At 61.5% G+C, this 21,938-nt stretch carries 20 protein-coding genes; 9 read left to right on the plus strand and 11 right to left on the minus strand.

Going from position 1 to position 21,938, the window contains the following annotated elements:
* Positions 1 to 3: 3 nt before the first annotated feature.
* The 4 genes from VOY09_RS14705 to rnr all read left to right on the plus strand — a co-directional run bounded on the left by VOY09_RS14705 (position 4) and on the right by rnr (position 4,504).
* Positions 4 to 741: an N-formylglutamate amidohydrolase gene (locus tag VOY09_RS14705; protein WP_322894718.1), complete on the plus strand. Its 738-nt coding sequence runs from the start codon at positions 4 to 6 to the stop codon at positions 739 to 741.
* A gap of 13 nt (positions 742 to 754) precedes the next feature.
* Positions 755 to 1,048, plus strand: coding sequence for a DUF1244 domain-containing protein (locus VOY09_RS14710; protein WP_322894627.1), 294 nt, complete (start codon positions 755 to 757; stop codon positions 1,046 to 1,048).
* On the plus strand, positions 1,041 to 2,180 hold the full coding sequence (gene dapE, locus VOY09_RS14715) for a succinyl-diaminopimelate desuccinylase (protein WP_322894626.1): 1,140 nt from the start codon (positions 1,041 to 1,043) through the stop codon (positions 2,178 to 2,180). The genes VOY09_RS14710 and dapE overlap by 8 nt, the downstream gene beginning before the upstream one ends.
* Before the next feature lie 68 nt (positions 2,181 to 2,248).
* A complete protein-coding gene (rnr, locus tag VOY09_RS14720) occupies positions 2,249 to 4,504 on the plus strand; it encodes a ribonuclease R (protein WP_322894625.1) in 2,256 nt (751 codons plus the stop codon).
* Between the two features lie 78 nt (positions 4,505 to 4,582).
* Here the strand turns inward: rnr and VOY09_RS14725 are convergent, their stop codons facing one another.
* Genes VOY09_RS14725 through ribA form a run of 4 tightly spaced genes read right to left on the minus strand, consistent with a single transcriptional unit; the run spans position 4,583 to position 7,805 of the window.
* Positions 4,583 to 5,089, minus strand: a complete 507-nt coding sequence (locus tag VOY09_RS14725; protein WP_322894624.1) for an RNA pyrophosphohydrolase — start codon at positions 5,087 to 5,089, stop codon at positions 4,583 to 4,585.
* A gap of 51 nt (positions 5,090 to 5,140) precedes the next feature.
* Positions 5,141 to 5,635, minus strand: a complete 495-nt coding sequence (locus VOY09_RS14730) for a L,D-transpeptidase family protein (RefSeq protein ID WP_322894623.1) — start codon at positions 5,633 to 5,635, stop codon at positions 5,141 to 5,143.
* A complete protein-coding gene (locus VOY09_RS14735) occupies positions 5,632 to 6,678 on the minus strand; it encodes a glycosyltransferase family 2 protein (protein WP_322894622.1) in 1,047 nt (348 codons plus the stop codon). The genes VOY09_RS14730 and VOY09_RS14735 overlap by 4 nt, the downstream gene beginning before the upstream one ends.
* Before the next feature lie 47 nt (positions 6,679 to 6,725).
* Positions 6,726 to 7,805, minus strand: a complete 1,080-nt coding sequence (gene ribA / locus VOY09_RS14740) for a GTP cyclohydrolase II (protein ID WP_322894621.1) — start codon at positions 7,803 to 7,805, stop codon at positions 6,726 to 6,728.
* A 153-nt stretch (positions 7,806 to 7,958) separates the two neighbouring features.
* Here ribA and VOY09_RS14745 point away from each other — a divergent pair, with 153 nt between their 5' ends.
* Entirely contained in the window at positions 7,959 to 8,645 is a 687-nt protein-coding gene (locus tag VOY09_RS14745; RefSeq protein WP_322894620.1) for a response regulator transcription factor, read from the plus strand.
* Positions 8,646 to 8,750: 105 nt separating this feature from the next.
* Positions 8,751 to 9,125, plus strand: a complete 375-nt coding sequence (locus VOY09_RS14750; RefSeq protein WP_322894619.1) for a rhodanese-like domain-containing protein — start codon at positions 8,751 to 8,753, stop codon at positions 9,123 to 9,125.
* On the opposite strand, the gene VOY09_RS14755 is transcribed toward VOY09_RS14750, so the two are convergent.
* Complete coding sequence (locus VOY09_RS14755; protein ID WP_322894618.1) at positions 9,122 to 10,243, minus strand: trans-sulfuration enzyme family protein; 1,122 nt, start codon at positions 10,241 to 10,243, stop codon at positions 9,122 to 9,124. The two genes, VOY09_RS14750 and VOY09_RS14755, sit on opposite strands and share 4 nt — an antisense overlap.
* A gap of 39 nt (positions 10,244 to 10,282) precedes the next feature.
* Positions 10,283 to 11,158: a phosphoserine phosphatase SerB gene (serB, locus tag VOY09_RS14760; RefSeq protein WP_322894717.1), complete on the minus strand. Its 876-nt coding sequence runs from the start codon at positions 11,156 to 11,158 to the stop codon at positions 10,283 to 10,285.
* Positions 11,159 to 11,333: 175 nt separating this feature from the next.
* On the opposite strand from serB, the gene VOY09_RS14765 reads away from it, so the two are divergent.
* The 3 genes from VOY09_RS14765 to mnmH all read left to right on the plus strand — a co-directional run bounded on the left by VOY09_RS14765 (position 11,334) and on the right by mnmH (position 15,228).
* The gene (locus VOY09_RS14765) at positions 11,334 to 12,473 is read left to right on the plus strand and encodes a phosphoserine transaminase (RefSeq protein ID WP_322894617.1); all 1,140 of its coding nucleotides are present in this window, start codon (positions 11,334 to 11,336) and stop codon (positions 12,471 to 12,473) included.
* 51 nt (positions 12,474 to 12,524) lie between these two features.
* Complete coding sequence (serA, locus tag VOY09_RS14770) at positions 12,525 to 14,117, plus strand: phosphoglycerate dehydrogenase (RefSeq protein ID WP_322894616.1); 1,593 nt, start codon at positions 12,525 to 12,527, stop codon at positions 14,115 to 14,117.
* A 70-nt stretch (positions 14,118 to 14,187) separates the two neighbouring features.
* Positions 14,188 to 15,228: a tRNA 2-selenouridine(34) synthase MnmH gene (mnmH, locus tag VOY09_RS14775; protein WP_322894615.1), complete on the plus strand. Its 1,041-nt coding sequence runs from the start codon at positions 14,188 to 14,190 to the stop codon at positions 15,226 to 15,228.
* Here the strand turns inward: mnmH and selD are convergent.
* From selD to VOY09_RS14800, 5 genes are read right to left on the minus strand one after another with little or no spacing between them, the layout of a single operon-like run.
* Positions 15,215 to 17,311: a selenide, water dikinase SelD gene (selD, locus tag VOY09_RS14780; protein ID WP_322894614.1), complete on the minus strand. Its 2,097-nt coding sequence runs from the start codon at positions 17,309 to 17,311 to the stop codon at positions 15,215 to 15,217. The genes mnmH and selD overlap by 14 nt on opposite strands.
* A gap of 24 nt (positions 17,312 to 17,335) precedes the next feature.
* Entirely contained in the window at positions 17,336 to 17,893 is a 558-nt protein-coding gene (locus tag VOY09_RS14785) for a pyridoxamine 5'-phosphate oxidase family protein (protein WP_322894613.1), read from the minus strand.
* Positions 17,886 to 18,911, minus strand: coding sequence for a lipocalin-like domain-containing protein (locus VOY09_RS14790; RefSeq protein ID WP_322894612.1), 1,026 nt, complete (start codon positions 18,909 to 18,911; stop codon positions 17,886 to 17,888). The genes VOY09_RS14785 and VOY09_RS14790 overlap by 8 nt, the downstream gene beginning before the upstream one ends.
* Complete coding sequence (locus VOY09_RS14795; RefSeq protein ID WP_322894611.1) at positions 18,901 to 21,282, minus strand: FtsX-like permease family protein; 2,382 nt, start codon at positions 21,280 to 21,282, stop codon at positions 18,901 to 18,903. The genes VOY09_RS14790 and VOY09_RS14795 overlap by 11 nt, the downstream gene beginning before the upstream one ends.
* Entirely contained in the window at positions 21,279 to 21,938 is a 660-nt protein-coding gene (locus tag VOY09_RS14800) for an ABC transporter ATP-binding protein (protein WP_322894610.1), read from the minus strand. The genes VOY09_RS14795 and VOY09_RS14800 overlap by 4 nt, the downstream gene beginning before the upstream one ends.

The raw sequence follows: 21,938 nt of genomic DNA on the forward strand, positions 1-21,938 counted from the left end.
AGAATGACAGATGAAGCGTATCAGGTTGAGGGGGCGCATAGGCCCGGTCGCTGGCTTGTGACCTGCGATCACGCGACCAACCATGTGCCAGATTGGGTGGCGGGCGGCGATCTGGGCTTGCCAGCCGCCGATATGGCGCGCCACATCGCCTATGATATCGGGGCGGCGGGGGTGACGCGGCATCTGGCGGCTTTGCTGGACAGTCCGGCGATCCTGTCGGGGTTTTCCCGGCTGGTGATTGACCCCAACAGGGGTGAGGATGACCCGACGCTGCTGATGCGGCTTTATGATGGCACGATCATTCCCGGCAATCGCTATGCCGGGGTGGCGGAGTTGGAGGAACGGTTGGCGCGGCTTTATCGCCCCTATCACGACGCCTATGCCGGGTTGGCGGCGGGGATGGACGCACCCGTGATCTGTGCTGTGCATAGCTTCACGCCGCAATTGCGCGGCAGACCGCCGCGCCCTTGGCAAGTCGGGGTGCTTTATGGCCGTGACGAACGTCTGGCCTTGCCGCTGATCGACGCCTGCCGCGCGGAAGGCTGGTGTGTGGGGGCGAATGAACCCTATACCGGGCATCTGCCCGGCGATGCGATTGATCGCCATGCCTTGCAACAGGGGCGGGCGAATGTCTTGATCGAGTTGCGCCATGATCTGATTGCGGATGAAGCTGGGCAGAGGGACTGGGCGGAAAAGCTGGCCCCGATATTGGCGCGCGTGCTGGCAGAGACGGGATTGTAAAGGGAGATAAGACATGGATGACCAAACACAGATCGCGCTTGAGGCCGCTGCTTTTCGCCGGTTGCGCCAGCATCTGATGCAGGACCGGCCTGATGTGCAGAATATCGATATGATGAATCTGGCGGGGTTCTGCCGGAATTGCCTGTCGCGCTGGTATCAGGAAGCAGCCAATGAGCGTGGTATTGACATGACCAAGGACGAGGGGCGCGAAGCATTCTATGGCATGCCCTATGACGACTGGCGCGCCCAGCATCAGACGGAAGCCAGCCCTGCGGCACAAGAGGCGTTCAAGAAAAGCCATGATTGATCCTGTTGCACTGACGGCCGATCTGGTGCGTTGCCCATCCGTGACGCCGGAAGAAGGCGGCGCGCTGGTGTTGCTGGAGGCATTGCTGACCAAGGGCGGCTTCACCTGCACCCGTGTGGATCGGGGCGGCGTGTCGAATCTGTTCGCGCGTTGGGGGCGGCAGGGGGCGAACCGGACGTTCGGGTTCAATGGCCATACCGATGTGGTGCCTTTGGGCGATGAAGCCGCTTGGACCGTGCCGCCCTTTGGCGCGGTGATCAAGGATGGCTATCTTTATGGGCGCGGGGCGACAGATATGAAATCGGGTGTCGCGGCCTTTGCGGCGGCGGCGATTGATTTTGTGGCGGATACACCGCCTGACGGCGCGATCATTCTGGCGATTACCGGGGATGAGGAAGGCGATGCGCTGGATGGGACCACCGCGCTGCTCGACTGGATGGCAGAGAACAAAGAGGCGATGTCAGTCTGTCTGGTGGGTGAACCCACCTGCCCTGACGTGATGGGCGAGGCGATGAAGATCGGGCGGCGCGGGTCGCTGAATGCGACCTTTACCGTGACCGGGGTTCAGGGCCATTCGGCCTATCCGCATCGCGCCAAGAACCCGCTGCCGGCGGTGGCGCGGCTGGTGGATATTCTGGCGAGCCGTGAGTTGGATCGCGGCACCGATCATTTTGACCCGTCCACGCTGGCGGTGGTGACGATTGATACCGGCAATACCGCGACCAACGTGATCCCCGCGCAGACGAAGGCGGGGGTGAATATCCGGTTCAACGACATGCATTCTGGTGCGGGTCTGACGGAATGGATGCAGGGCATCGCGGATCAGGTTGCAGAAAGTTTCGATGTGCGGATTGCAATGGATGTGAAAATCTCGGGCGAGAGTTTCATCACACCACCCGGTCCACTGTCCGATCTGGTCGGTAAGGCAGTGAAGGCCGAAACCGGGCGCGATCCGGTGCTGTCGACCTCGGGTGGCACATCGGATGCGCGGTTTGTGCAGCATCATTGCCCGGTCGTGGAATTCGGGCTGGTGGGCAAGACCATGCATCAGGTCGATGAACGCGTGGCGGTGGATCAGATCGTGCAGCTGAAGGCGATCTACGGGCGGATATTGGCGGAATATTTCGCGTAAGGTGGATTTACATACCCCTTACCGGCAATTGTGATGACGCTGCCTGCGCGTCATGCTAGGGCTGCGGGATGACACAGATCCCTTCCAAATCCGAAATCCTCGCCTTTATCTCTGACAACCCGACCAAGACCGCCAAGCGCGATATCGCCAAGGCGTTCGGGATCAAAGGGGCGGCAAGGATCGACCTCAAACGCATCCTCAAGGAATTGGAGGAAGCGGGCAAGCTGACCAAACGCCGGTCATCCTATCGCGATGTGGAGGAATTGCCGCCTGTCGCGGTGCTGGAGATCATGGCACCCGATGCGGGTGGCGATATCTTTGCGCGGCCATTGGAATGGACCGGGCAAGGGCCGGAGCCGCGTGTCTTGATGATGCTGCGGTCCAGTGATCCGGCTTTGGGAGCGGGTGATCGTATTCTGGGCCGTCTGACGGTGGATAAGACCGAAGAACACACCCATACTGCCCGGATGATCCGCCGCATTGGCACCAATCCGATGCGGATATTGGGCGTGTTCCGTGCCGGGTCCGAAGGCGGGCGTGTGCTGCCGATTGACAAGGGCGCGGATAAGCAATGGGTCGTCGCTGCCGGTGCCACGGGTGGCGCGAAAGATGGCGAATTGGTCGAGGCGGAGCAGGCTGGCCCCAAGGGGCGGCTTGGCCTGCCCAAGGCGCGGATCGTGGCGCGCTTGGGTGATCCGACAGCGCCGCGTGCGGTGTCGCTGATCGCTATTCACCAGCACGGCATCCCTGATCATTTCCCCGATGATGCGGTGGCAGAGGCGGATGCGGCCAAGCCTGTGGGGCTGAAAGGCCGCAAGGATCTGCGCGATCTGCCATTGATCACCATCGATCCATGGGATGCGCGCGATCATGATGACGCGTGTTTTGTGGAGGCGGATGAAGACCCCGCCAATGCGGGTGGTTTCATCATCTGGGTCGCGATTGCGGATGTGGCTTGCTACGTCAAACCGAACTCCGCGCTGGATCATGAGGCGCGCAATCGCGGCAATTCCACCTATTTCCCGGACCGCGTGGTGCCGATGTTGCCGGACCGGCTGTCGGGTGATCTGTGTTCACTGCACGAAGGCGTGGACCGCGCCTGTATCGCCGTTGCCATGCGGATCGATGCACAGGGGCAGAAGATCGGGCATGAATTCCATCGCGGGCTGATGAAATCCATCGCCTCGCTGAATTATGAAGAGGTGCAGGACGGGATCGACGGGCAACCCAATGAAAAGGTTGCCCCCTTGATGGCTGAGGTGATCCGGCCGATCTATGCCGCCTATCATGCCTTGGTCAAAGCGCGTGCTTTGCGGCAACCGCTGGAGCTGGATTTACCCGAACGGCAGATCATTCTGGATGACGATGGCAAGGTGACGTCCGTGCAGTTCAAGGAACGGCTGGATGCGCATAGGCTGGTCGAGGAATTCATGGTGCTGGCCAATGTCGCCGCCGCCGAGACGCTGATTGCGAAGAAATCACCGCTGTTGTTCCGGGTCCATGAGGAACCCAATGCCGATAAGCTGGATGCTTTGCGTGAGGTGGCGCAGGCATCGGGCCTCGTGCTGGCCAAGGGGCAGGTGCTGAAAACGGCGCATCTGAACCGGCTGTTGATTGCGGCGCGCGAGACGGAGCAATCGGAACTGATCAATATGGCGACACTGCGGTCGATGACGCAGGCCTATTACAGCCCGGAGAATTTCGGCCATTTCGGTCTGGCTTTGCGGTCTTATGCGCATTTCACCTCGCCCATCCGCCGCTATTCCGACCTGATCGTGCATCGCGCGCTGGTGACGGCGCATGTCTGGGGCAAGGATGGCTTGTCGGTCTGGGATATCGAAAACCTTGCCGATACCGGGCAGAAAATTTCCGATACCGAACGCCGGTCGATGGCGGCGGAACGGGACACGACCGACCGCTATCTGGCGGCGTTTCTCTCGGACCGGATCGGGGTCGAGATGGGTGGCCGGATCAGCGGGATTGCCAAGTTTGGCGTCTTTGTGAAGCTGGATGAGACGGGGGCGGATGGGATGATCCCGATCCGCACCTTGGGGCGCGAATATTTCCATTACGATCCCGACAGCCAGACGCTGATGGGGTCGGATAGTGGCACGTTGATCCGGCTGGGGCAGCGGGTGACGGTGAAACTGATCGAAGCGGCGCCGGTGACGGGCGGGTTGATTGTCGAATTGCTGACGTTGGACAGTCGCGACATGCCGCGCGGGGTCAGTGCGGGGCGCGGGAAACCTGTGCGGCGCAAGCTGGTGAAGTCCAAGACCAAATCGGCACGGGTGGCGCGCAAGGTGAAGCGTAGTCGGGTGTGAGGTGTCGCGCCGAAGGACTTTTATGCCTCCGGCGGGGATATTTGGGCTCGGAAGATGGGAAGGGCGCGGGGTCCTGCCCTATTTGAGTTTGTCGGCGAATTCGGCCAGCACCTGTTCATAGACGGCGCGTTTGAACGGCACGATGCCGGCGACCAGATCGGCAGGCGGCACCCATTTCCAGGCAGAAAATTCGGGATGTTCGGTTTGCAGGTTGATCTGGTTATCCTGCCCGTGAAACCGCATCAGGAACCATTTCTGTTCCTGACCCCGGTAGCGGCCTTTCCAGATATGCGGCACCAGTTCGACCGGCAGATCGTAGGGGATCAGGCCTGCGGTTTCCGCCTCGATACTGACCAGATTGGGCGTGATGCCGGTTTCTTCCAGCAATTCGCGCAGGGCGGCGTCGCGGGTCTTTTCGCCCGGATCAACGCCACCTTGCGGCATTTGCCAGGCGTCGGTGTCGCGGTCGATCCTTTGGCCGACAAAGACATGGCCACGCGGATTGATCAGCATCACGCCGACGCACGGCCGATAAGGAAGATTGGTGATTTCTTCGGTGGTCATGAAGGTGCCTTGGTGTGTCATCTGCTGCTGCTCCTGATGCTTTGATTCAGAAATAGGCACAAGGTCCAGCGGTTATGCGATAACAAGCCGTGTTTCGTGCCGGATTCGAGCCGCGATCCAGCGCAGATCGTCGCGCGCGAGCCCGATGCACCCCGCCGTCGGCCGCCCCGGCCCGCGCCATTGATGGATGAAGATCGCAGAGCCGCGCTCCTTGACCACATAGGGCCAGTTCCAGTCGGTCAGGATGATCAGATCATACATCGGATCCGCCCGGCGCAGGCGTTCATGGCTGTAAGGATGCGGCGCGCGCACCATCATGTTATAATCAGGATCGCGGATATCGTCGGACCACAGATCACCGGGCTTGATCGGTAACGCCCAATCGGCAGGCCGCGCGATCCGGTCAGGCCGGTAGAGCATGCCGATCAGACGGTGGGTGCCACGCGGGGTTGCGCCGTCGCCTTCTTTCTTGCGTGTGGTCAGCCCGCCGCGCCCAATACTGCAGGCAAAGCGGCGGCCCGCGAATCGCAGATGGGTCGGGGTCAGGACCAGATCGGTGGGTTTCATGTCGGGCTTTCTGCCGTTTTGGCCTGCCTCTGCGCATGGCGCATCGCATATAATCTGTCGAGCAGGATCTGCTGGTTCGCCAGCGACAAGGCCTTGGTCGGGCCGGATTGGATGATCCGTGCCATCAGATAGAAATAATCCGATTGCAGCATCAGCGCGGCAATCCTGTCTTTGCGCCATGTGACGCTGGCGGCATGCAATTGGGCGATGACAGGATCAGCCATCAGCGAAGCCACGCCTGCCACCGTCGCATCGGCGTGGCGCAGGATGGTGGTATCTTCCACCTCGTTGAAATTGCGGTCCAGCCAATAGGCCAGATCAATCGCCTGATCGGCATGGTTGGGCTTGCCCCGGTCGCATTTCACCAGAAAGCTTTCAGCGGAACCAAGCGCGTAATGGTTGACCTGCGCCAAGCCGTAACGCGATTCTTTGTGCAGCATGACGGTGCCTCTGACACGGCCCAAGGTCTGTCCGTTGTCATCAACCCAGATGTCGGTTTCGGCCCGGCGGTCCGGCGCATGGACACCCAGTTTGCGGGCCGGATCATTGTTGCGGTAAAGTGTCTTGAACTGCACCGCCCGCCATGGCCAGATCAGACGGTCGGGTGCTGCGGCGGTGAATTGGCGCATGACCGGCGCATCGTCAAAGCGGATCTGGCCATTCGCCCCGAACATCCGCCAGGACAGCAAGAACCCGTCCGCATCTGGCCGCGCGGCTAAGAGATCATCCAGATGGCCATCACCGGCATGGATGTTTAGGAATTCATCGACATCGGCAACAAAGATCCAGTCAGCCTTTTTCACCGCAGGGTGGTTGGCGGCACGGTTCAGGGCAGTCCATTGCACCGGCTTTTTGCCACGGCGCGTGTTCGGCAGGTGGTGGACCATTCCCATCTGTTGCAGCCGGTCCAGCATCAGATCGGTGCCATCATCGCAATCATTGGAAAAGATGACAAAATCGGTAAAGCCGATGGCGCGGTGATAGGCGAGCCATTCAAGGATAAAGGGCGCTTCGTTGCGCATTGTGGTGACGATGGTCCGCATGGCGGTGGTTTAATCCAGATCAGCGCGCACGGGAAACATCAATTCCGTCACAACAAATGCCCCGATTTCGCGGCCTTCGTCGCCAGATAGGCATGGTTGTGCCGGTTTTCGCCGACTTTCAGCGGGACGCGTTCGACGACTTTGATGCCGCAGCTTTCCATCTTTGCCACTTTCGCGGGGTTATTGGTCAGGAGCCGGACCGTGCCGAAGCCCATAGATTTGAGGATTTCGGCACCGATGCGGAAGTCGCGTTCGTCATCCTCGAACCCCAGACGGTGGTTTGCTTCGACCGTGTCGAACCCCTGATCCTGCAGGGAATAGGCGCGCATCTTGTTGGCCAGCCCGATGCCGCGTCCTTCCTGATTGAGGTAGAGCAGGACCCCTGCCCCTTCGGCCCCCATCTGCGCCAAGGCACCGCGCAATTGCGGGCCGCAGTCGCATTTCAGCGACCCCAGCAGATCACCAGTAAAACAGGCGGAATGCAGGCGCGACAGCACCGGATTGGAGCGGTCAGGCTGGCCGATTTCGACGGCATAATGCTCCTCGGCCCCGTCATCGGGGCGGAAGATGTGCAACCGTCCGGCCTCTGACACATCCAGCGGCAAGCGCGCGCTGATCACCGGGCGCAAAGGGCTCAGGGCGGTGTCAAGCGCGGCGGCGGCAGGCACCAAGGTCAGGTCATGCGCGCGGGCAAAAGCCGGTGCATCCTTCAGCAGCAGGACCAAAGCGGCGGGCAAAAGCCGCGCAGCCTTGGTCAGCGCAATCGCGGCGCGGTGCAGGTCTGCACCGCCGTCGCGCGCGCTGCGCAGCGGGCCTTTCATCGGCGCGCGCAGGTCATCGGCGGGGTCAGCGACGGATCGCACCCATGAGAGGCCCACATCCGCAGGCAGGATGATCCGCGCCAGATCGCCGTCATAGGCGCGGGCTTTGAGCGTTTCAGCACGCCATGATGTGATCGCCAGCACCGGCGTGCCGCCCAGCATGCGCAATTGCGCCAGCCTGCCTGCATCCAGCGTTTCCGCCGCCAGCACCAGCGCGCCGCCATCCAGCACCACAGGCACGCCCATGCGCAGATCGGCCCGCGCACGCGCCAGCCTTTCGGTGATATCGGGAGAGAAACCTGTCATAAAGCACCTGTCAATTGTTTCACCTGATAGCCCTTTTCACCGGAAAGTGAAACAAAACCGGCTCTAATCACACGTCCGTGTGAAAGATGAACCCGAAATCTTGTCCGGCGCGTTACTCCATCACAGGTCAGTGACATAGCGAAGGATAATGCCATGCGTCAGTTGAAAAAGATTTTACTCGTCGATGATGATGACGACCTGCGCGAGGCGCTGGGCGAACAATTACTGATGACCGAGGATTTCGATGTCTTCGAGGCAGATGACGGGGCCAGCGCGATCACCAAGGCCAAGGAAAGCGCCTATGATCTGATGATCCTCGATGTCGGCCTGCCGGACACCGATGGCCGCGAATTGTGCCGCCGGCTGCGCAAGCAGGGCACCAAATGCCCGATCATCATGCTGACCGCGCAGGACAGCGATGCCGATACGATCCTTGGGCTTGATGCGGGGGCCAATGATTACGTCAGCAAACCGTTCAAATTCCCGGTGCTGCTAGCGCGGATCCGCAGCCAGCTGCGCACGCATGAACAATCCGAGGATGCGATCTTTCAGCTTGGGCCATATACATTCAAGCCCGCGCAGAAGATGCTGATCACCGAGGATGACAAAAAGGTGCGCCTGACGGAGAAGGAAACCAATATCCTCAAATATCTGTATCGGGCGACCGATGGTGTCGTGGCCCGCGATGTGCTGCTGCATGAGGTCTGGGGCTATAACGCGGGGGTCACGACGCATACATTGGAGACCCATATCTACCGGCTGCGGCAAAAGATCGAACCTGATCCGTCGAATGCGCGTCTGCTGGTGACGGAACAAGGCGGCTACCGGCTCGTTTCATAAGTGTCCCGCCGGTGATCGGGTTATATCACCAACCTCCCTGTTGGACTGCCCGGGCTGCGGCCCGGGCGTTTTTTTCAGGCCAGTATAGCAACGAAGGGAAACGACATGAAAAACGCACAGACCTATCTTGATGAAGCCAACGCCGCCGTGCCGCGCATCAGCGCCGAAGAAGCGGTTGCAAAACATGCCGAAGGCAATGCCGTCTTTATCGATGTGCGCGACAGCGGCGATATCGCCAAATCCGGCACGATCAAAGGTGCGCATAACGTGCCGCGTGGTTTCATCGAATTCGCGGCTGATCCTGCAACCGATTACCACCATGCCGCGTTTCAGAAAGATGCAGACCTCTATCTGATCTGCGGCGCCGGTGGTCAGGCGGCCTTGGCCGGCAAGACGCTTAAAGACATGGGTTACACCAAGGTCACCAATATCGGTGGTTTCAGCGCCTGGAAAGACGCGGGCGGCCCCGTCGCGGATTAAGCCAGCGCCTGATCCCAGTCAGCGATCAGGTCATTGATATGTTCGATGCCTGTGCTGACGCGGATCAGGTTTTCCGGAATACCGGTATGCGGTTCAATCGTATGCCGGTGTTCCACCAGACTTTCGACACCGCCAAGCGACGTCGCCCGCAGGAACAGATTCAGCCTCCCGGTCACGCGTAGCGCCTCTTCGCGTCCGCCCTGCACCAGCACCGACAGCAGACTGCCGAAGCCGCCGTGCATCTGGCGCAAGGCGACGTCATGGCCCGAATGATGCGGCAGACCGGGGTAATAGACATCCTCGACTGCCGGATGGGCCATCAGGTGCTGCGCCAGCATCAAGGCATTTTCTGACATCCGCTCCACCCGCAAGGGCAGGGTCCGCATCGCGCGGGTCAAAAGCCATGCTTCGAACGGGCCGAGGATCGCACCGGCCATCTTGCGGTCAGCTTTGATCGCTTGCCAGATCGGGGCCTCGGACTGGATCGTGGACAGCACGCCTGCCAGCACATCGGAATGGCCGTTGATCGCCTTGGTCGCCGAATGCATCACGATATCCGCGCCATGATCCAATGCGCGGGTCAGAATCGGTGTCGCGGCGGTGCCATCGACCAGCAGCACGCCATCGGTGGCATGTTTGACGGCGGCGATGTCAACGGTCAGCAACCATGGGTTGGAGGGTGTTTCGATCAGCACCAGATCGGCATGGTTTGCCGCACAGGTGGCGACCAGATCGGCAGCCGGCACTTCGATCAGGGCAATCTCTCGCCTTGCACAGAAATCGCGGACCCAGGCGGTTGTCCCCCAATAGATGCCTGATTGCACGATGGCGGTTGCCCGGTTCGGCAAAGCCCGGAATACGGCGGCAATCGCGGCCATGCCGGAGGGGAACAGCAGCGTGTCCTGCGCATTTTCGAGCGCGCGGATCACCGCCTCTGCCTGCCGCAGATTGTCGGAATTGTCGCGCGAATAGATATTATCGGGCCGGATCAGCGCGTAATCTTCATCGCGCAGATAGGTGGTAGAGGGCTGCAAGGCCGGCACGACGCCGCCCGATTGCGGATCAAGGGCGCCGGCGGCATGCGCGGCAATCGTGGCTGGGTGCAATGGCTTTTTCATCGCGCCATCTGGCGCAGGGAATATGGCTAACGCAAGCCCCTAGTTGATGAAATCTGCGCGGGCATAGCTTTGGATATAGAGCAGTGCCGTCAGATCACCGTGGTTGATGCGGATATCGCATTGCGTCTGCACCGATGGTTTGGCGTGCAGCGCGACACCCGCGCCCGCACGGCCCAGCATGCCAAGGTCATTGGCCCCGTCACCGACCGCCAACACGTCAGCTTCACCGATGTTCAGCCGGGCGGTGATGTCTTCCAACGCCGTGACCTTGGCAGCTTTACCAAGGATCGGGCGGGCGACATCGCCGGTCAATTTGCCATCCGCGACCAGCAAGGTGTTGGCGCGGTTTTCGTCAAAACCCAGCACTTGCGCGACCTGCGTGGTAAAGGCGGTGAACCCGCCCGACACCAGCGCGGCATAGGCACCATGCGCTTTCATCGTTTTCACCAATGTCGCGCCGCCCGGCATATAGGTAATCCGGGTCGCCAGCACGTGCCCGATCACCGTTTCCGGCAGATCGCGCAGCAGGCCGACACGTTCGATCAGCGCGGTCTCGAAATCCAGCTCACCATTCATCGCGCGGGCGGTGATGTCGGCGACATGCGCGCCGACACCGGCCTCATCCGCGAGTTCGTCGATACATTCCTGCTGGATCATCGTGCTGTCCATATCGGCGAGCAGCATCTTTTTGCGGCGGTTGGCAGATGGCTGGATGACCAGATCAACGCCGTGACCTTGCAGGTCGTGCCAGACATCCCAGGCGTTGTCCGGCAGGACAGGCAGCGTAAATTCCGCCGCCTCATCCGGTGCCAGCCAGACTGCGTCACCCCCACCCCAGGCGTTGCGCAGGCTTTCAACCAAAGCCGGGTCAAGACCGCGGGTGACGGGATTGGTCAGCAAGGTGGCAGTGAACATCATGATGGTCCTTTGCGGGGCGCAGTTTCCGATCCGCTGCACGTATGTCGTAAAAAGCAGCTTGAGCGGCGGTCTAGCGTCATTTTGGCGATTGTGGAAGTGCGCGGCAGGCGCTATCTGCGGCAGTGGGACACCCTTCCCCAACGAAGGGCATATATCTGAGAGGATACCAGCAATGGTGACGAACAAACCGACCGCGCGGCCTGTAAACCCGCGTTTTTCTTCGGGCCCCTGTGCCAAACCCCCCACATGGAAATTGGATGATCTGCGCGACGCCCCCTTGGGCCGGTCGCACCGTGCCAGCATTGGCAAATCCAAGCTGGCCGAGGCGATTGATCTGACCCGCGAAATCCTTGGCGTGCCGGATGATTACCGGATCGGGATCGTGCCTGCCTCCGACACCGGCGCTTATGAGATGGCGATGTGGTCGCTTTTGGGCGAACGCCCGGCCGAAATGGTCGCTTGGGAAAGCTTTGGCGCGGGCTGGGTCACGGATGTGGTCAAGCAGTTGAAAATCGACGCCAAAGTGCATGAAGCGCCTTATGGCGAGATCGTCGATATGGCGGCACTGAATTATGACAATGACGTCTGCTTTACATGGAACGGCACGACCTCCGGCGTGCGGATGCCCAATGGCGATATGATCCCGGCGGATCGTGCCGGTCTGACGCTCTGCGATGCGACCTCTGCCGCTTTTGCGCAGGACTTGCCGTGGGACAAGCTGGATGTCACCACCTTCAGCTGGCAGAAAGTCATGGGTGGGGAAGCGGCCCACGGCATGCTGATCCTGAGCCCGCGTGCTGTGGAACGGCTGGAAAGCTACACCCCCGCCTGGCCTTTGCCAAAGATTTTCCGCCTGACATCAAAAGGCAAGCTGATCGAGGGTATCTTCAAGGGTGAGACAATCAACACCCCATCCATGCTGGCGGTCGAGGATTATCTGGTCGCACTGAAATGGGGCCGGTCCATCGGTGGTCTGGATGCGCTGATCCACCGCGCCAATGCCAATGCCCGCGCGATCTTCAACTTTTGCGCGGATAATGACTGGATTGACAATCTGGCGGTTAATCCGGCGACGCGGTCCAATACCTCGGTCTGTCTGAAATTCACCGATGAACGGATCACCGATGGTGCGGCCTTTGCCAAGGCTGTCGCGAAACGGCTGGAGGCCGAGAATATCGCGCTTGATATCGGGGCTTACCGCGATGCGCCTGCCGGTCTGCGGATCTGGTGCGGTGCGACGGTGGAAACCTCCGATATCGAAGCCATGCTGCCATGGCTGACATGGGCCTTCGAGACCGAAATCAACGCGTAGGCCGGGGTTCACCCCGGCTTCCCTTCCCCATTCTGATAGAGGAGCGCCATCATGGCCCCCAAAGTGCTTATTTCTGACGAACTTTCCGAAGCTGCCGTGCAGATCTTCAAAGACCGCGGCATTGACGTGGATTTCCAGCCCAAACTTGGCAAAGACAAGGACAAGCTGCTGGAAATCATCGGCAATTACGATGGTCTGGCGATCCGCTCCGCCACCAAGGCAACCGAGAAAATCATCGCCGCCGCCACCAACCTCAAGGTGATTGGCCGTGCGGGCATCGGTGTCGATAACGTCGATATCCCTGCCGCGTCCAAGAAAGGCATCATCGTAATGAACACGCCTTTCGGCAATTCGATCACGACCGCTGAACATGCGATTTCCTTGATGATGGCCGTCGCGCGTCAAATCCCCGAAGCCAACGCCTCCACCCATGCCGGCAAATGGGAAAAATCCCGCTTCATGGGCGTGGAACTGACGGCCAAGACGCTGGGCGTCATCGGCGCGGGCAATATCGGGTCCATCGTGATCGACCGGGCGCTGGGGCTGCGGATGAAGGTCGTCGCCTATGACCCCTTCCTGTCCGAAGACCGCGCGACCGAATTGGGCGTTGAAAAGGTCGAACTCGACGATCTGCTGGCGCGTGCTGATTTCATCACCCTGCATGTGCCGCTGACCGAGCAGACCAAGAACATCCTGTCGCGCGACAACATCGCCAAGCTGAAAAAAGGTGTGCGGATCGTCAATTGTGCCCGTGGCGGTCTGGTCGATGAAGAGGCTTTGGCCGAGGCGCTGAAAGCCGGTCATGTCGCCGGTGCTGCGTTTGACGTCTTTGCCGTAGAACCTGCCACCGACAGCCCACTGTTCAACCTGCCCAATGTTGTCGTGACCCCGCATCTGGGTGCCGCCACCACCGAGGCGCAGGAAAACGTGGCCTTGCAGGTCGCCGAACAGATGTCAGATTACCTGTTGTCGGGTGCAGTGACCAACGCGCTGAACATGCCATCCGTGACGGCGGAAGAAGCCAAGATCATGGGGCCATGGATCGCGCTGTCCGGCCATCTGGGCAATTTCATCGGCCAGATGACGGATGAACCGATCAAGGCGATCAACATCCTGTTTGACGGCACGGTGTCGGAAATGAACCTCAAGGCGCTGACGGCTGCGGCGGTTGCCGGGATCATGAAAGCGACCAACCCGGATGTGAACATGGTCTCTGCGCCTGTCATGGCAAAAGAACGCGGCGTCAAGATTTCGACCACCAAGCAGGATCAGTCCGGCACATTCGACGGCTACGTCAAAGTGACTGTTGTGACCGAAACGCGCGAACGCTCTATCGCAGGCACTGTGTTCAGCGACGGCAAGCCAAGGTTCATCCAGATCAAAGGCATCAATATCGATGCCGAGATTGGCGCGCATATGGCCTATACGACCAACAATGACACGCCCGGCATCATCGGCCTTTTGGGCACGATCCTTGGCAATAACGACGTCAATATCGCGAACTTCACGCTGGGCCGGTCCGAGGCCAAGGCCGAAGCCATCGCCCTGCTCTACCTCGACGAGCCGCTGCCAGAGGCCGCAATTGCCGAGCTGAAAGCAACCGGCAAGTTCAAGCAGGTCAAACCGCTGCGGTTTGATATCTGATGCGATCCCCCCGCGCCTGCCACGGCGCGGGGGACCTTTCGCATGCCAGAAGGTCAGCGTAGAAGACCGCATGGCGCGCAATTTCCAATCCCTCGACGATATCCTAAACCACGGTTTCGACACCGTGATTGACGTGCGTTCGCCTGCCGAATTCGCGCTGGACCATATCCCCGGCGCGATCAACCTACCGGCCCTGTCCAACGCCGAACGCGCCCGCGTTGGGACGATCTACAAACAAATCAGTCCGTTTGAGGCGCGCAAGCTGGGCGCATCCTTGGTCGCACGCAATGTCGCGGATCATATTGCACATGCGATGGCGGAGAAGGACGGCGCATGGCGGCCTTTGGTCTATTGCTGGCGCGGCGGGCAAAGGTCGGGGTCTTTTGCATCGATCCTGAGCCAGATCGGCTGGCGCGCAGAGACCGTGCAGGGCGGGTATCAGACGTTTCGGCGGTTGGTTAATAAGGCGGTTTATGACACGCCATTGCCGCACCGGGTCATCCTGCTCGATGGCAATACCGGCACGGCCAAGACGGATGTGCTGGCGCGGCTGGCCGCAAAAGGCGTGCAGGTGATTGATCTGGAAGGCCTGGCCAATCATCGCGGATCGCTGCTTGGCGGGCGCGATCAGGATCAGCCCTCGCAGCGCGGCTTTGAGACGCAGATCGCCTTGGCGCTGCATCGCTTGGACACCGCCCGCCCGGTGCTGATCGAGGCGGAAAGCAGCAAGATCGGCCGCCTGATCATCCCGCCGATGCTGTGGTCGGCCATGTGTGCCGCCGAACGGATCGCTGTGCGCGCACCGCTTGCCGCGCGGGCCGCCTATCTGGCGCAGGCCTATGCCGATATCGCCGCTGACCCCGATGAGATGGCACAAAGGCTGGCCCCCCTGCGCTATATCCGCGGGCATGGCGTGGTGGATGGCTGGCTCGATCTGCTGCGCGCGGGCGATCTGACCGGGTTTGCGACCGCGCTGATGGATCAGCATTACGACCCCGCCTATACGAAATCGCGGCGGCTGGCCGCGGATGAGGTGCAGGCCGATACGCTGGATGACGCCGGACAGGACAGGCTTGTTGCGGCGATAATGCCACTGATCAGCGACAGGTGATCCCTGATGTGGCCGTGACCTGCCCGATGATCGCGGCGGGGTAACCCGCAGCCTTCAACTGGGCCAGCAGATCATCGGCGCTATCTGCTGCAACGCAGGCCAGCAAGCCGCCCGCCGTTTGCGGATCATAGGCCAGATCAGGCACAGGACCATTGATCGCCCCGGCCCCGGCTTGGTTATCGGGGAACAGGCTCGACCTTATGCCCTGCGCGGCGAGGTCGGCGGCCCCCTGCATCACCGGCACCTTTCCCCATTCCAGCGCAGCCCCCGTGCCGGAGGCATCACAGATCCCCCGCAAATGACCGAGCAGGCCAAAGCCGGTCACATCGGTCATCGCATGGGCATTCTGGAGGATTGCTGCGGCCTCGCCCTGCGGCTGGGTCATCAGGTCCAGACAAGCGATTACATCCGCGCCGCGCGCCTGCCCTGCCATCTCTGCCGCCATGATCACACCGCTGCCGATGGGTTTGGTCAGGATCAGCGCATCGCCTGCCTGCGCCCCGGCCAAGGTGATCGGCCGGTCAGTCAATCCGGTCAGCGTGAAACCGATGGTCAACTCATCGCCAAGCGAGCTATGCCCGCCGGCGATCCGCGCGCCGGCCTCTTTCATCACTTCGGTCGCAGTTGCCATAATCTCGGCCATGGTGCGTTGCTGCAAAGCCGCGCTCATCCGTGGCAGGATGATACTGGCGGTCGCGGCCTGCGGTTTGGACCCCATCGCCCAGATATCTCCAAGCGCATGAATGGCCGCGATCCGTGTCATCAGCACTGGGTCAGCGGTCAGCGCGCGCAGATGGTCGGTGCTGATCACCTGCCCCGGCTGCACTTCGCCCGCGTCATCGCCAAAGCCGTCGCCCAGCACCTGCTGCAAGGCGCCGCGCCCGACCTTGGCACCACACCCGCCACACATCGGCTTATCGCCCAGCGCGTCGGCCAGACCAAGGGCAGCGACCTTGGGTATGACCGGCATTGGCATCGCCGGCAGCGTTGCGAATTGAGTCATGAATTTGCGGTCAATCCCATCCTTCAGACGCCACAGCAGACTGCCCTGCCAAGCCGTGCCGAATTTTTCCGCCAAGGCGGATTTGCCGCCCAGTGAGATCAGCTTGAGGTAATCGCGTTGCGGTATGTAATCGCGCAGCGCACCACCCGATAGCACCCCGCGCAGATTATCGTAAAGCACCGGGGCCTGCCGGACAGCATAGACGCCAGCCTTTGGTCGGGGGCTTTGGGCCATATGTGCGCAGTCGCCCACGGCAAAGATTGCGGGATCACTGCTTTGCATTTGCGCATTCACGGTGATGAAACCATCGCGCAGATCAAGCCCGGTCCCGGCAACCCAATCATGCGGTTTCGCCCCGGCAGCGCCTGTCGTGAAATCGCTCTGGATCAGACGCCCGTCTTTCAGCACCACACCTTCGGCAAAGACCTGCGTCACGTCGGCCGGTTCGATCACCTCGATCCCATAGCCAGTCAGCGCGGCCAGCATCTTTTGCCGCGCTTTATAGCCCAAGGCGGACAGGGCGCGACCCCGGTCGATCACATGGACCTTCGGCGCTTTGTCCCGCAGCGCATGGGCCATGGCGAGCGCGAGTTCAGCCCCCGCCACACCGCCGCCGATCACCGCGATCTGCGGGGCTTTGGCTGTGGCGCGATAAAGGTCCCAGGCGCGCGCAAAAGCGCCCAGAGGTTTTGCAGGCACGCCATGTGCAGCAAATCCCGGCAGATCGGGCATTTCCGATGTGATGCCGACATCAATCGCCAGCGCATCATAGCCAATCGGCGGACGGCCCGGCACGGTGACGGTCTTTGCGCCCCGGTCAATCGCCGTGACCGCCCCGTTGATGAACCGCGCATCTGCGAAACGCGCGAGTTTCACCAGATCAATGTCCAGATCATCGCGGCTGTAATGCCCGGCGACAAAGCCCGGCAACATGCCGGAATAGGCCGCTGTCGGGCCGGGGTTGATTAGCGTCACCCTGACACCCGCCAAAGGCCGCATCCCCCATTTGCGCAGCACCAGCGCATGGGTATGGCCGCCGCCAATCAGCACAAGGTCGCGGGTGAAGGGGAATTTATCCATGCCGCAGGTCTAGCCCCTGCCCGGTCACGGCGATAGCCATTGCCCGGCCCAGTCATCGCTTCGTGAATAGGCAGCACGCCGGTGGTTTTCACCCAGATGCACAAGGTCGATCTGCATCACACGACATTCCAGCACGGTAAAGGTCGCGGGGTCAGGGTCTTTGACGTAATCCAGCGCTGCGGCGATGGGCGTGCCGGGCGGCGGGGTGACGCCATAGCTTTGCCGCGCGTGATCTGGGATTTTATCCCACAAAGCGCGGGTTTCTTCGCCAGTTTGCACCGTGATCTGGGCCTGCAGTCGAATTTGTAGCGCCTGTGGCCGGATCCAGACATGCAATGCCACGCGCGGATTGGCGGTCAGACTGGCGAGTTTGGACGAATGAAGATCGGTATGCAGCGTCACCACCCCCGTGCCCGGATCGGCAGAGCGCAGTACCATCGTGCGCGCCTCTGGCCAGCCGCCCGGCGACGTTGTGCAGACGGTCGGCAGACGGCAAGGATGCTTTGCATCGGCGACACCGCGCGCCAGCATCCCCCAAGCGCGGGCGCGCAACCCGTCCAACGTCTCAAACCACTCACTCATAGCCTGTCATCTCCAGATAACCGCGTCCTTGGTGGCTGCCGGTAAAAATCACCGGCCCCTCCCAATAGGGAACGCTGGTCGTCATCCAAGCATCATCATTGATCGCCTCTACCGTCACATCAACCCCGCGATCCGGCAGGGTCAGGTGCCACCGCACCGGCACATCGGATTCGTTCAGGCCCAAGGGGTTCACCTGCAAGGCATCGTCAGCATAGGGTGTCGTCTCCCCCTCTGCCGTGATCCAAGTGGCAGAGGTGTAATTCATCCCATCGGTCTGTTGCAGCCGGAATCCCATCAGTTTCGCGCCATCGTCGAAGGACAGCGAGAACCAGTCCCACCCCGTCTGATTGTCCGCCAAAGGCTGCGACGACCATTCCCGGTCCAGCCACGCGCTGCCCGTGACAGCCACATCGCCATCAGGCAATTGCAGCGTGCCTGCGATATCGAAGAACGGTTGCGAATAGTAATAAGATGCCTGCCCTGCGGCGGATTTCACCGAATAGCCATCCTCACCATGGAAAACCAAGGGGCCTGTGGCGGTCAGCTCCATATCATAACTGAAATCCGTGCCGGTGGCGCGCATCTGCATATTCTGCCAATCGCCCTCGAACGCCCAATCGTCGATCCATGCGCTGAATGGTTCAGCCACCACACCCGCTTGCCCGATCCCGCCGCGCGCTAGGCGTTCGGCGACAAAATGATCCGTCTCGGTCGTCACCGCCGCGTGACCCATCCAGAGCTGCGGGCTGTCCCAACCTGCCACGTCATAGGGTGCAAGGGCAGAGCGGAACAGCGTCCATTGCAAGCCGTAGGGATTGCCCTCCGCATCCTCCAGATTGGCGGTCAGATACCACCATTCGATGCGGTAATCGTTATGCGGGCCGTGATCTGCCGGGAAATCGAACACTGGGTCCGGGGCGGGGGTAGCGAAACCGTCGATGTCGGTGCCGAGGCCCGCGAAGCCTTGGGCGCTCGCGGTGACAGGCAGCAGGCAGAGGAGCAATGCTCTAGCGTTCATTGGCAAATACCTTCAACAGATCGGCGGGCGGGGTACGGGCCAGCCGCCAAGCGGGCCAGCCAGCGGCGAGCACGGCAGCAAGCAGGGCAAAGCCGCCAAGGCGCGCGTAATCCAGCGGGAACAGATACATCGGCAATCGCCAACCGAAGGCCGCCACATTGACCACGGCGAGGAGCACCCAAGCGAGGGCGAGACCCAAAGGCAAGGCCAGCACGGCGGTCAGGACCGCCAGCATCACTGCGCGGAGCAATTCCAGCCGCCCGAGTTTCGCGCGCGTCATCCCCATCGCCCAAGCCGGGGCCAGTTGCGGCAGGCGCATCGCGGCCAAGGTCAGCAGGCTCATCAGGATGGCGAAACCGGCAACGGCGAGGGTCAGGATATTCAGCGCGGTGGTGACGGTGAAGGTCCTCTCGAAGATCGCGAGAGACACGGCCTTGATCCCGGCTTGGTCAATCGTCTGGCCGGGGCCGATGCCGGTGGCCTCTGTCAGATCGGTCACGAAATCGCTGACATCGCCTGACACCCGCAGGCCGAACTGGCGCGGGGCGACCTCGGGGAATTCAGCGGCAAAGGCCGCCTCGGCCAGCACCACTTGCCCGATGGGGTTGCCGTAATCGCCATACACACCAGCCACCGGCAGGGTCTGCGCACCCACCTGCACCATGTCACCCAACGCCAGCCCACCGCGACGCGCCAGTTGTTCGTTGATCACCACCGCCTGCCCGGCAAAGGTCGCATCCCATGCATCAGGCAGGCTTTGCAGGAATTGCCAATTGTCGCGATAGGTGGCGTGGTCGCGGGTCCCGAAGACCTCGGTCGGTTGACCTGCAACCTGAATATCGGCGGATTGGATCGGCAGGACCGCGACATCGCGGGTGGCTGCATAGGCGATCAGGGCTTCGGTCTGTGCGGCGTTTTCCGTGGTGACATAAAGTTCGGACGCGAGGCGCTGATCCAGAAAGCCGGTGAAGGTCAGACGGAAACTCGACACCATGGTCGACACACCGACATTGGCGGCAATCGCCAGCATCAGCGCCATCAGCGCCAGCGACAGACCCGGCAATTGCTGGCGGCTGTCGGCCCAGAACCATTGCGCGGTCACGCTCTTGGCGCGGGCTGATGCGGCGGCGAGCACGGCGTTCAACACAGGCGGGAGCGCGAAGGCGGCACCGACCAGCAAGGCCCCCAGCATGACGAAACCTGCGACCAGACCGTCAGCGGTGAAGACCAGCACGGCAGCGATGGCCAGCAACACCAACGCGACTATCAATTGCCACCGCGCCCTGCGCCCTGCCGCCATCGCCAAGGCGCGGGGTTGGGCGGCAGCCAGCAGCGGCATTTTTGCGATGGACCACAAGGCCGATCCGCCCGCGATCAAGGTCCCGGCAAGGGCGATCCCCAGCCCCGACAGCCACCAGATCGGGCGTAATTGCAGGTTGCCCGAGACATCCGCGCCGTAAAGCCCGCGCAAGGTGGCGGCGACATCGGGCAACAGCAAGGCGGCAATGACATAGCCCAAGGCGACGCCGATCACACCCGCGATCAGCGCGAAAACCAACAGTTCCGCCAGCATCAGCCCGATCAAACGGCGCAAAGGCAGACCCAGCGCGCGCAATGTGCGCACCATGCCGCGCCGTTGTTCAAACGCCAGCCCGATGGCACCGTGGACGATAAAAATTCCCACGGCAAAGGACAGCAGACCAAAGGCGGTCAGGTTGAGGTGGAAACTATCGGTCAGCCCGGCGATATCGCTGCCGCCTTGCGCGGCTTGCAACGTCAGGTCGGGGGCGATCTGGGCCAGTGCGGGCAGGTTGCCGGATTGATCCGGCAGCACCAGCAGGCTGTCGATCAGGCCCGCCTGCCCCAGCAGATCCTGCGCCGTGCCGATATCGGTGACCGCCGTGCCATCCGCCAGATCGTCAGCAATGAGCACCTCGACACCGTCCAGCCTTGGTGCAGTCGCGGCATTCGCGAACACTTGTGCGCCGCCCATCAGGAAAGCACCGATATCCATATCACCGCCCAGACTGACCGGCCCCATCCCGCTCGGCGCGGTCAGCGCGTCAAGGCCGATCAGGGTCACACCGTCCAGATCGCCCGTCACCATCGGGCTGACCTGCCATCCCGCACGGCGCAAAGCGACATAGATATCTTGCGCAAAAGGCCCGCCGTCGCGGGCGACAAGGCGGTCATAGCGGCCTTCATCCAGCGTGGTTGCGGCGGCATCGTAACTCGCCCGCGCCTCGGCATTGATCGCCTGCACCCCGGACCAGAGGCCCGTGGCCAAAGCCAGACCGGCCAGAAGCGTGAACAATTGCAGCGGGTTGCGCCACCAATGCGAGAGCAGCGCACCAAAAGCCGCACGCGTCATGCCACCTGCCCCGCGCGCAGATGGAGGCGGCGTTGCAACCGGCCTGCGAGAGCTTGGGAATGGGTGACCATCAACAGGCCCGCGCCAGTCTCACTCACCAGTTCCAGCATCATGTCCATGACAATGGCGGCAGTGCCTTCGTCCAGATTGCCAGTGGGTTCATCTGCCAAAACCAAGGCGGGACGCGGCGCCAAAGTGCGGGCAATCGCCACGCGCTGTTGCTGGCCACCGGACAATTGTTCGGGGTATTTGCGCAGGTGATCCGTCAGACCCATCCGATCCGCCAAGACAGCACACCAATCCGGATCATGCCGCCCGGCAAGACGCGCCTGAAAGGCAATGTTATCGGCGATTTTCAAGCTGGGGATCAGATTGAATTGCTGGAACACCACGCCGACCGTGCCGCGCCGCAAAGCCGCGCGGCCAGCATCGTCCATCTGGGTGATGTCCTGATCTTGCAGCACGATCCGGCCCGCATCGGCGCTGTCCAGCCCGCCGATCAGATGCAAGAGCGTACTTTTCCCACTGCCCGATTCGCCGGTCAGGGCAAGGCTTTCACCCGCGTCCAGCGTCAGGCTGACCCCGCGCAAGACCGCGAAGGGGCCATCGGCGGTGGCATAGGTCTTGGACAGGGTATCGACGGTCAGCAATGTCAT

Origin of the sequence: Yoonia sp. 67-2 (assembly GCF_035117555.1) — a bacterium.
Lineage (GTDB): Bacteria > Pseudomonadota > Alphaproteobacteria > Rhodobacterales > Rhodobacteraceae > Yoonia.

Bases quoted from the DNA above. Each gene is read 5' to 3' on its own strand.
- VOY09_RS14705 (WP_322894718.1), top strand. From the start codon at position 4: ATGACAGATGAAGCGTATCAGGTTGAGGGGGCGCATAGGCCCGGTCGC.
- VOY09_RS14710 (WP_322894627.1), top strand. From the start codon at position 755: ATGGATGACCAAACACAGATCGCGCTTGAGGCCGCTGCTTTTCGCCGG.
- dapE (WP_322894626.1), top strand. From the start codon at position 1,041: ATGATTGATCCTGTTGCACTGACGGCCGATCTGGTGCGTTGCCCATCC.
- rnr (WP_322894625.1), top strand. From the start codon at position 2,249: ATGACACAGATCCCTTCCAAATCCGAAATCCTCGCCTTTATCTCTGAC.
- VOY09_RS14725 (WP_322894624.1), bottom strand. From the start codon at position 5,089: ATGACACACCAAGGCACCTTCATGACCACCGAAGAAATCACCAATCTT.
- VOY09_RS14730 (WP_322894623.1), bottom strand. From the start codon at position 5,635: ATGAAACCCACCGATCTGGTCCTGACCCCGACCCATCTGCGATTCGCG.
- VOY09_RS14735 (WP_322894622.1), bottom strand. From the start codon at position 6,678: ATGCGGACCATCGTCACCACAATGCGCAACGAAGCGCCCTTTATCCTT.
- ribA (WP_322894621.1), bottom strand. From the start codon at position 7,805: ATGACAGGTTTCTCTCCCGATATCACCGAAAGGCTGGCGCGTGCGCGG.
- VOY09_RS14745 (WP_322894620.1), top strand. From the start codon at position 7,959: ATGCGTCAGTTGAAAAAGATTTTACTCGTCGATGATGATGACGACCTG.
- VOY09_RS14750 (WP_322894619.1), top strand. From the start codon at position 8,751: ATGAAAAACGCACAGACCTATCTTGATGAAGCCAACGCCGCCGTGCCG.
- VOY09_RS14755 (WP_322894618.1), bottom strand. From the start codon at position 10,243: ATGAAAAAGCCATTGCACCCAGCCACGATTGCCGCGCATGCCGCCGGC.
- serB (WP_322894717.1), bottom strand. From the start codon at position 11,158: ATGTTCACTGCCACCTTGCTGACCAATCCCGTCACCCGCGGTCTTGAC.
- VOY09_RS14765 (WP_322894617.1), top strand. From the start codon at position 11,334: ATGGTGACGAACAAACCGACCGCGCGGCCTGTAAACCCGCGTTTTTCT.
- serA (WP_322894616.1), top strand. From the start codon at position 12,525: ATGGCCCCCAAAGTGCTTATTTCTGACGAACTTTCCGAAGCTGCCGTG.
- mnmH (WP_322894615.1), top strand. From the start codon at position 14,188: ATGGCGCGCAATTTCCAATCCCTCGACGATATCCTAAACCACGGTTTC.
- selD (WP_322894614.1), bottom strand. From the start codon at position 17,311: ATGGATAAATTCCCCTTCACCCGCGACCTTGTGCTGATTGGCGGCGGC.
- VOY09_RS14785 (WP_322894613.1), bottom strand. From the start codon at position 17,893: ATGAGTGAGTGGTTTGAGACGTTGGACGGGTTGCGCGCCCGCGCTTGG.
- VOY09_RS14790 (WP_322894612.1), bottom strand. From the start codon at position 18,911: ATGAACGCTAGAGCATTGCTCCTCTGCCTGCTGCCTGTCACCGCGAGC.
- VOY09_RS14795 (WP_322894611.1), bottom strand. From the start codon at position 21,282: ATGACGCGTGCGGCTTTTGGTGCGCTGCTCTCGCATTGGTGGCGCAAC.
- VOY09_RS14800 (WP_322894610.1), bottom strand. From the start codon at position 21,938: ATGACATTGCTGACCGTCGATACCCTGTCCAAGACCTATGCCACCGCC.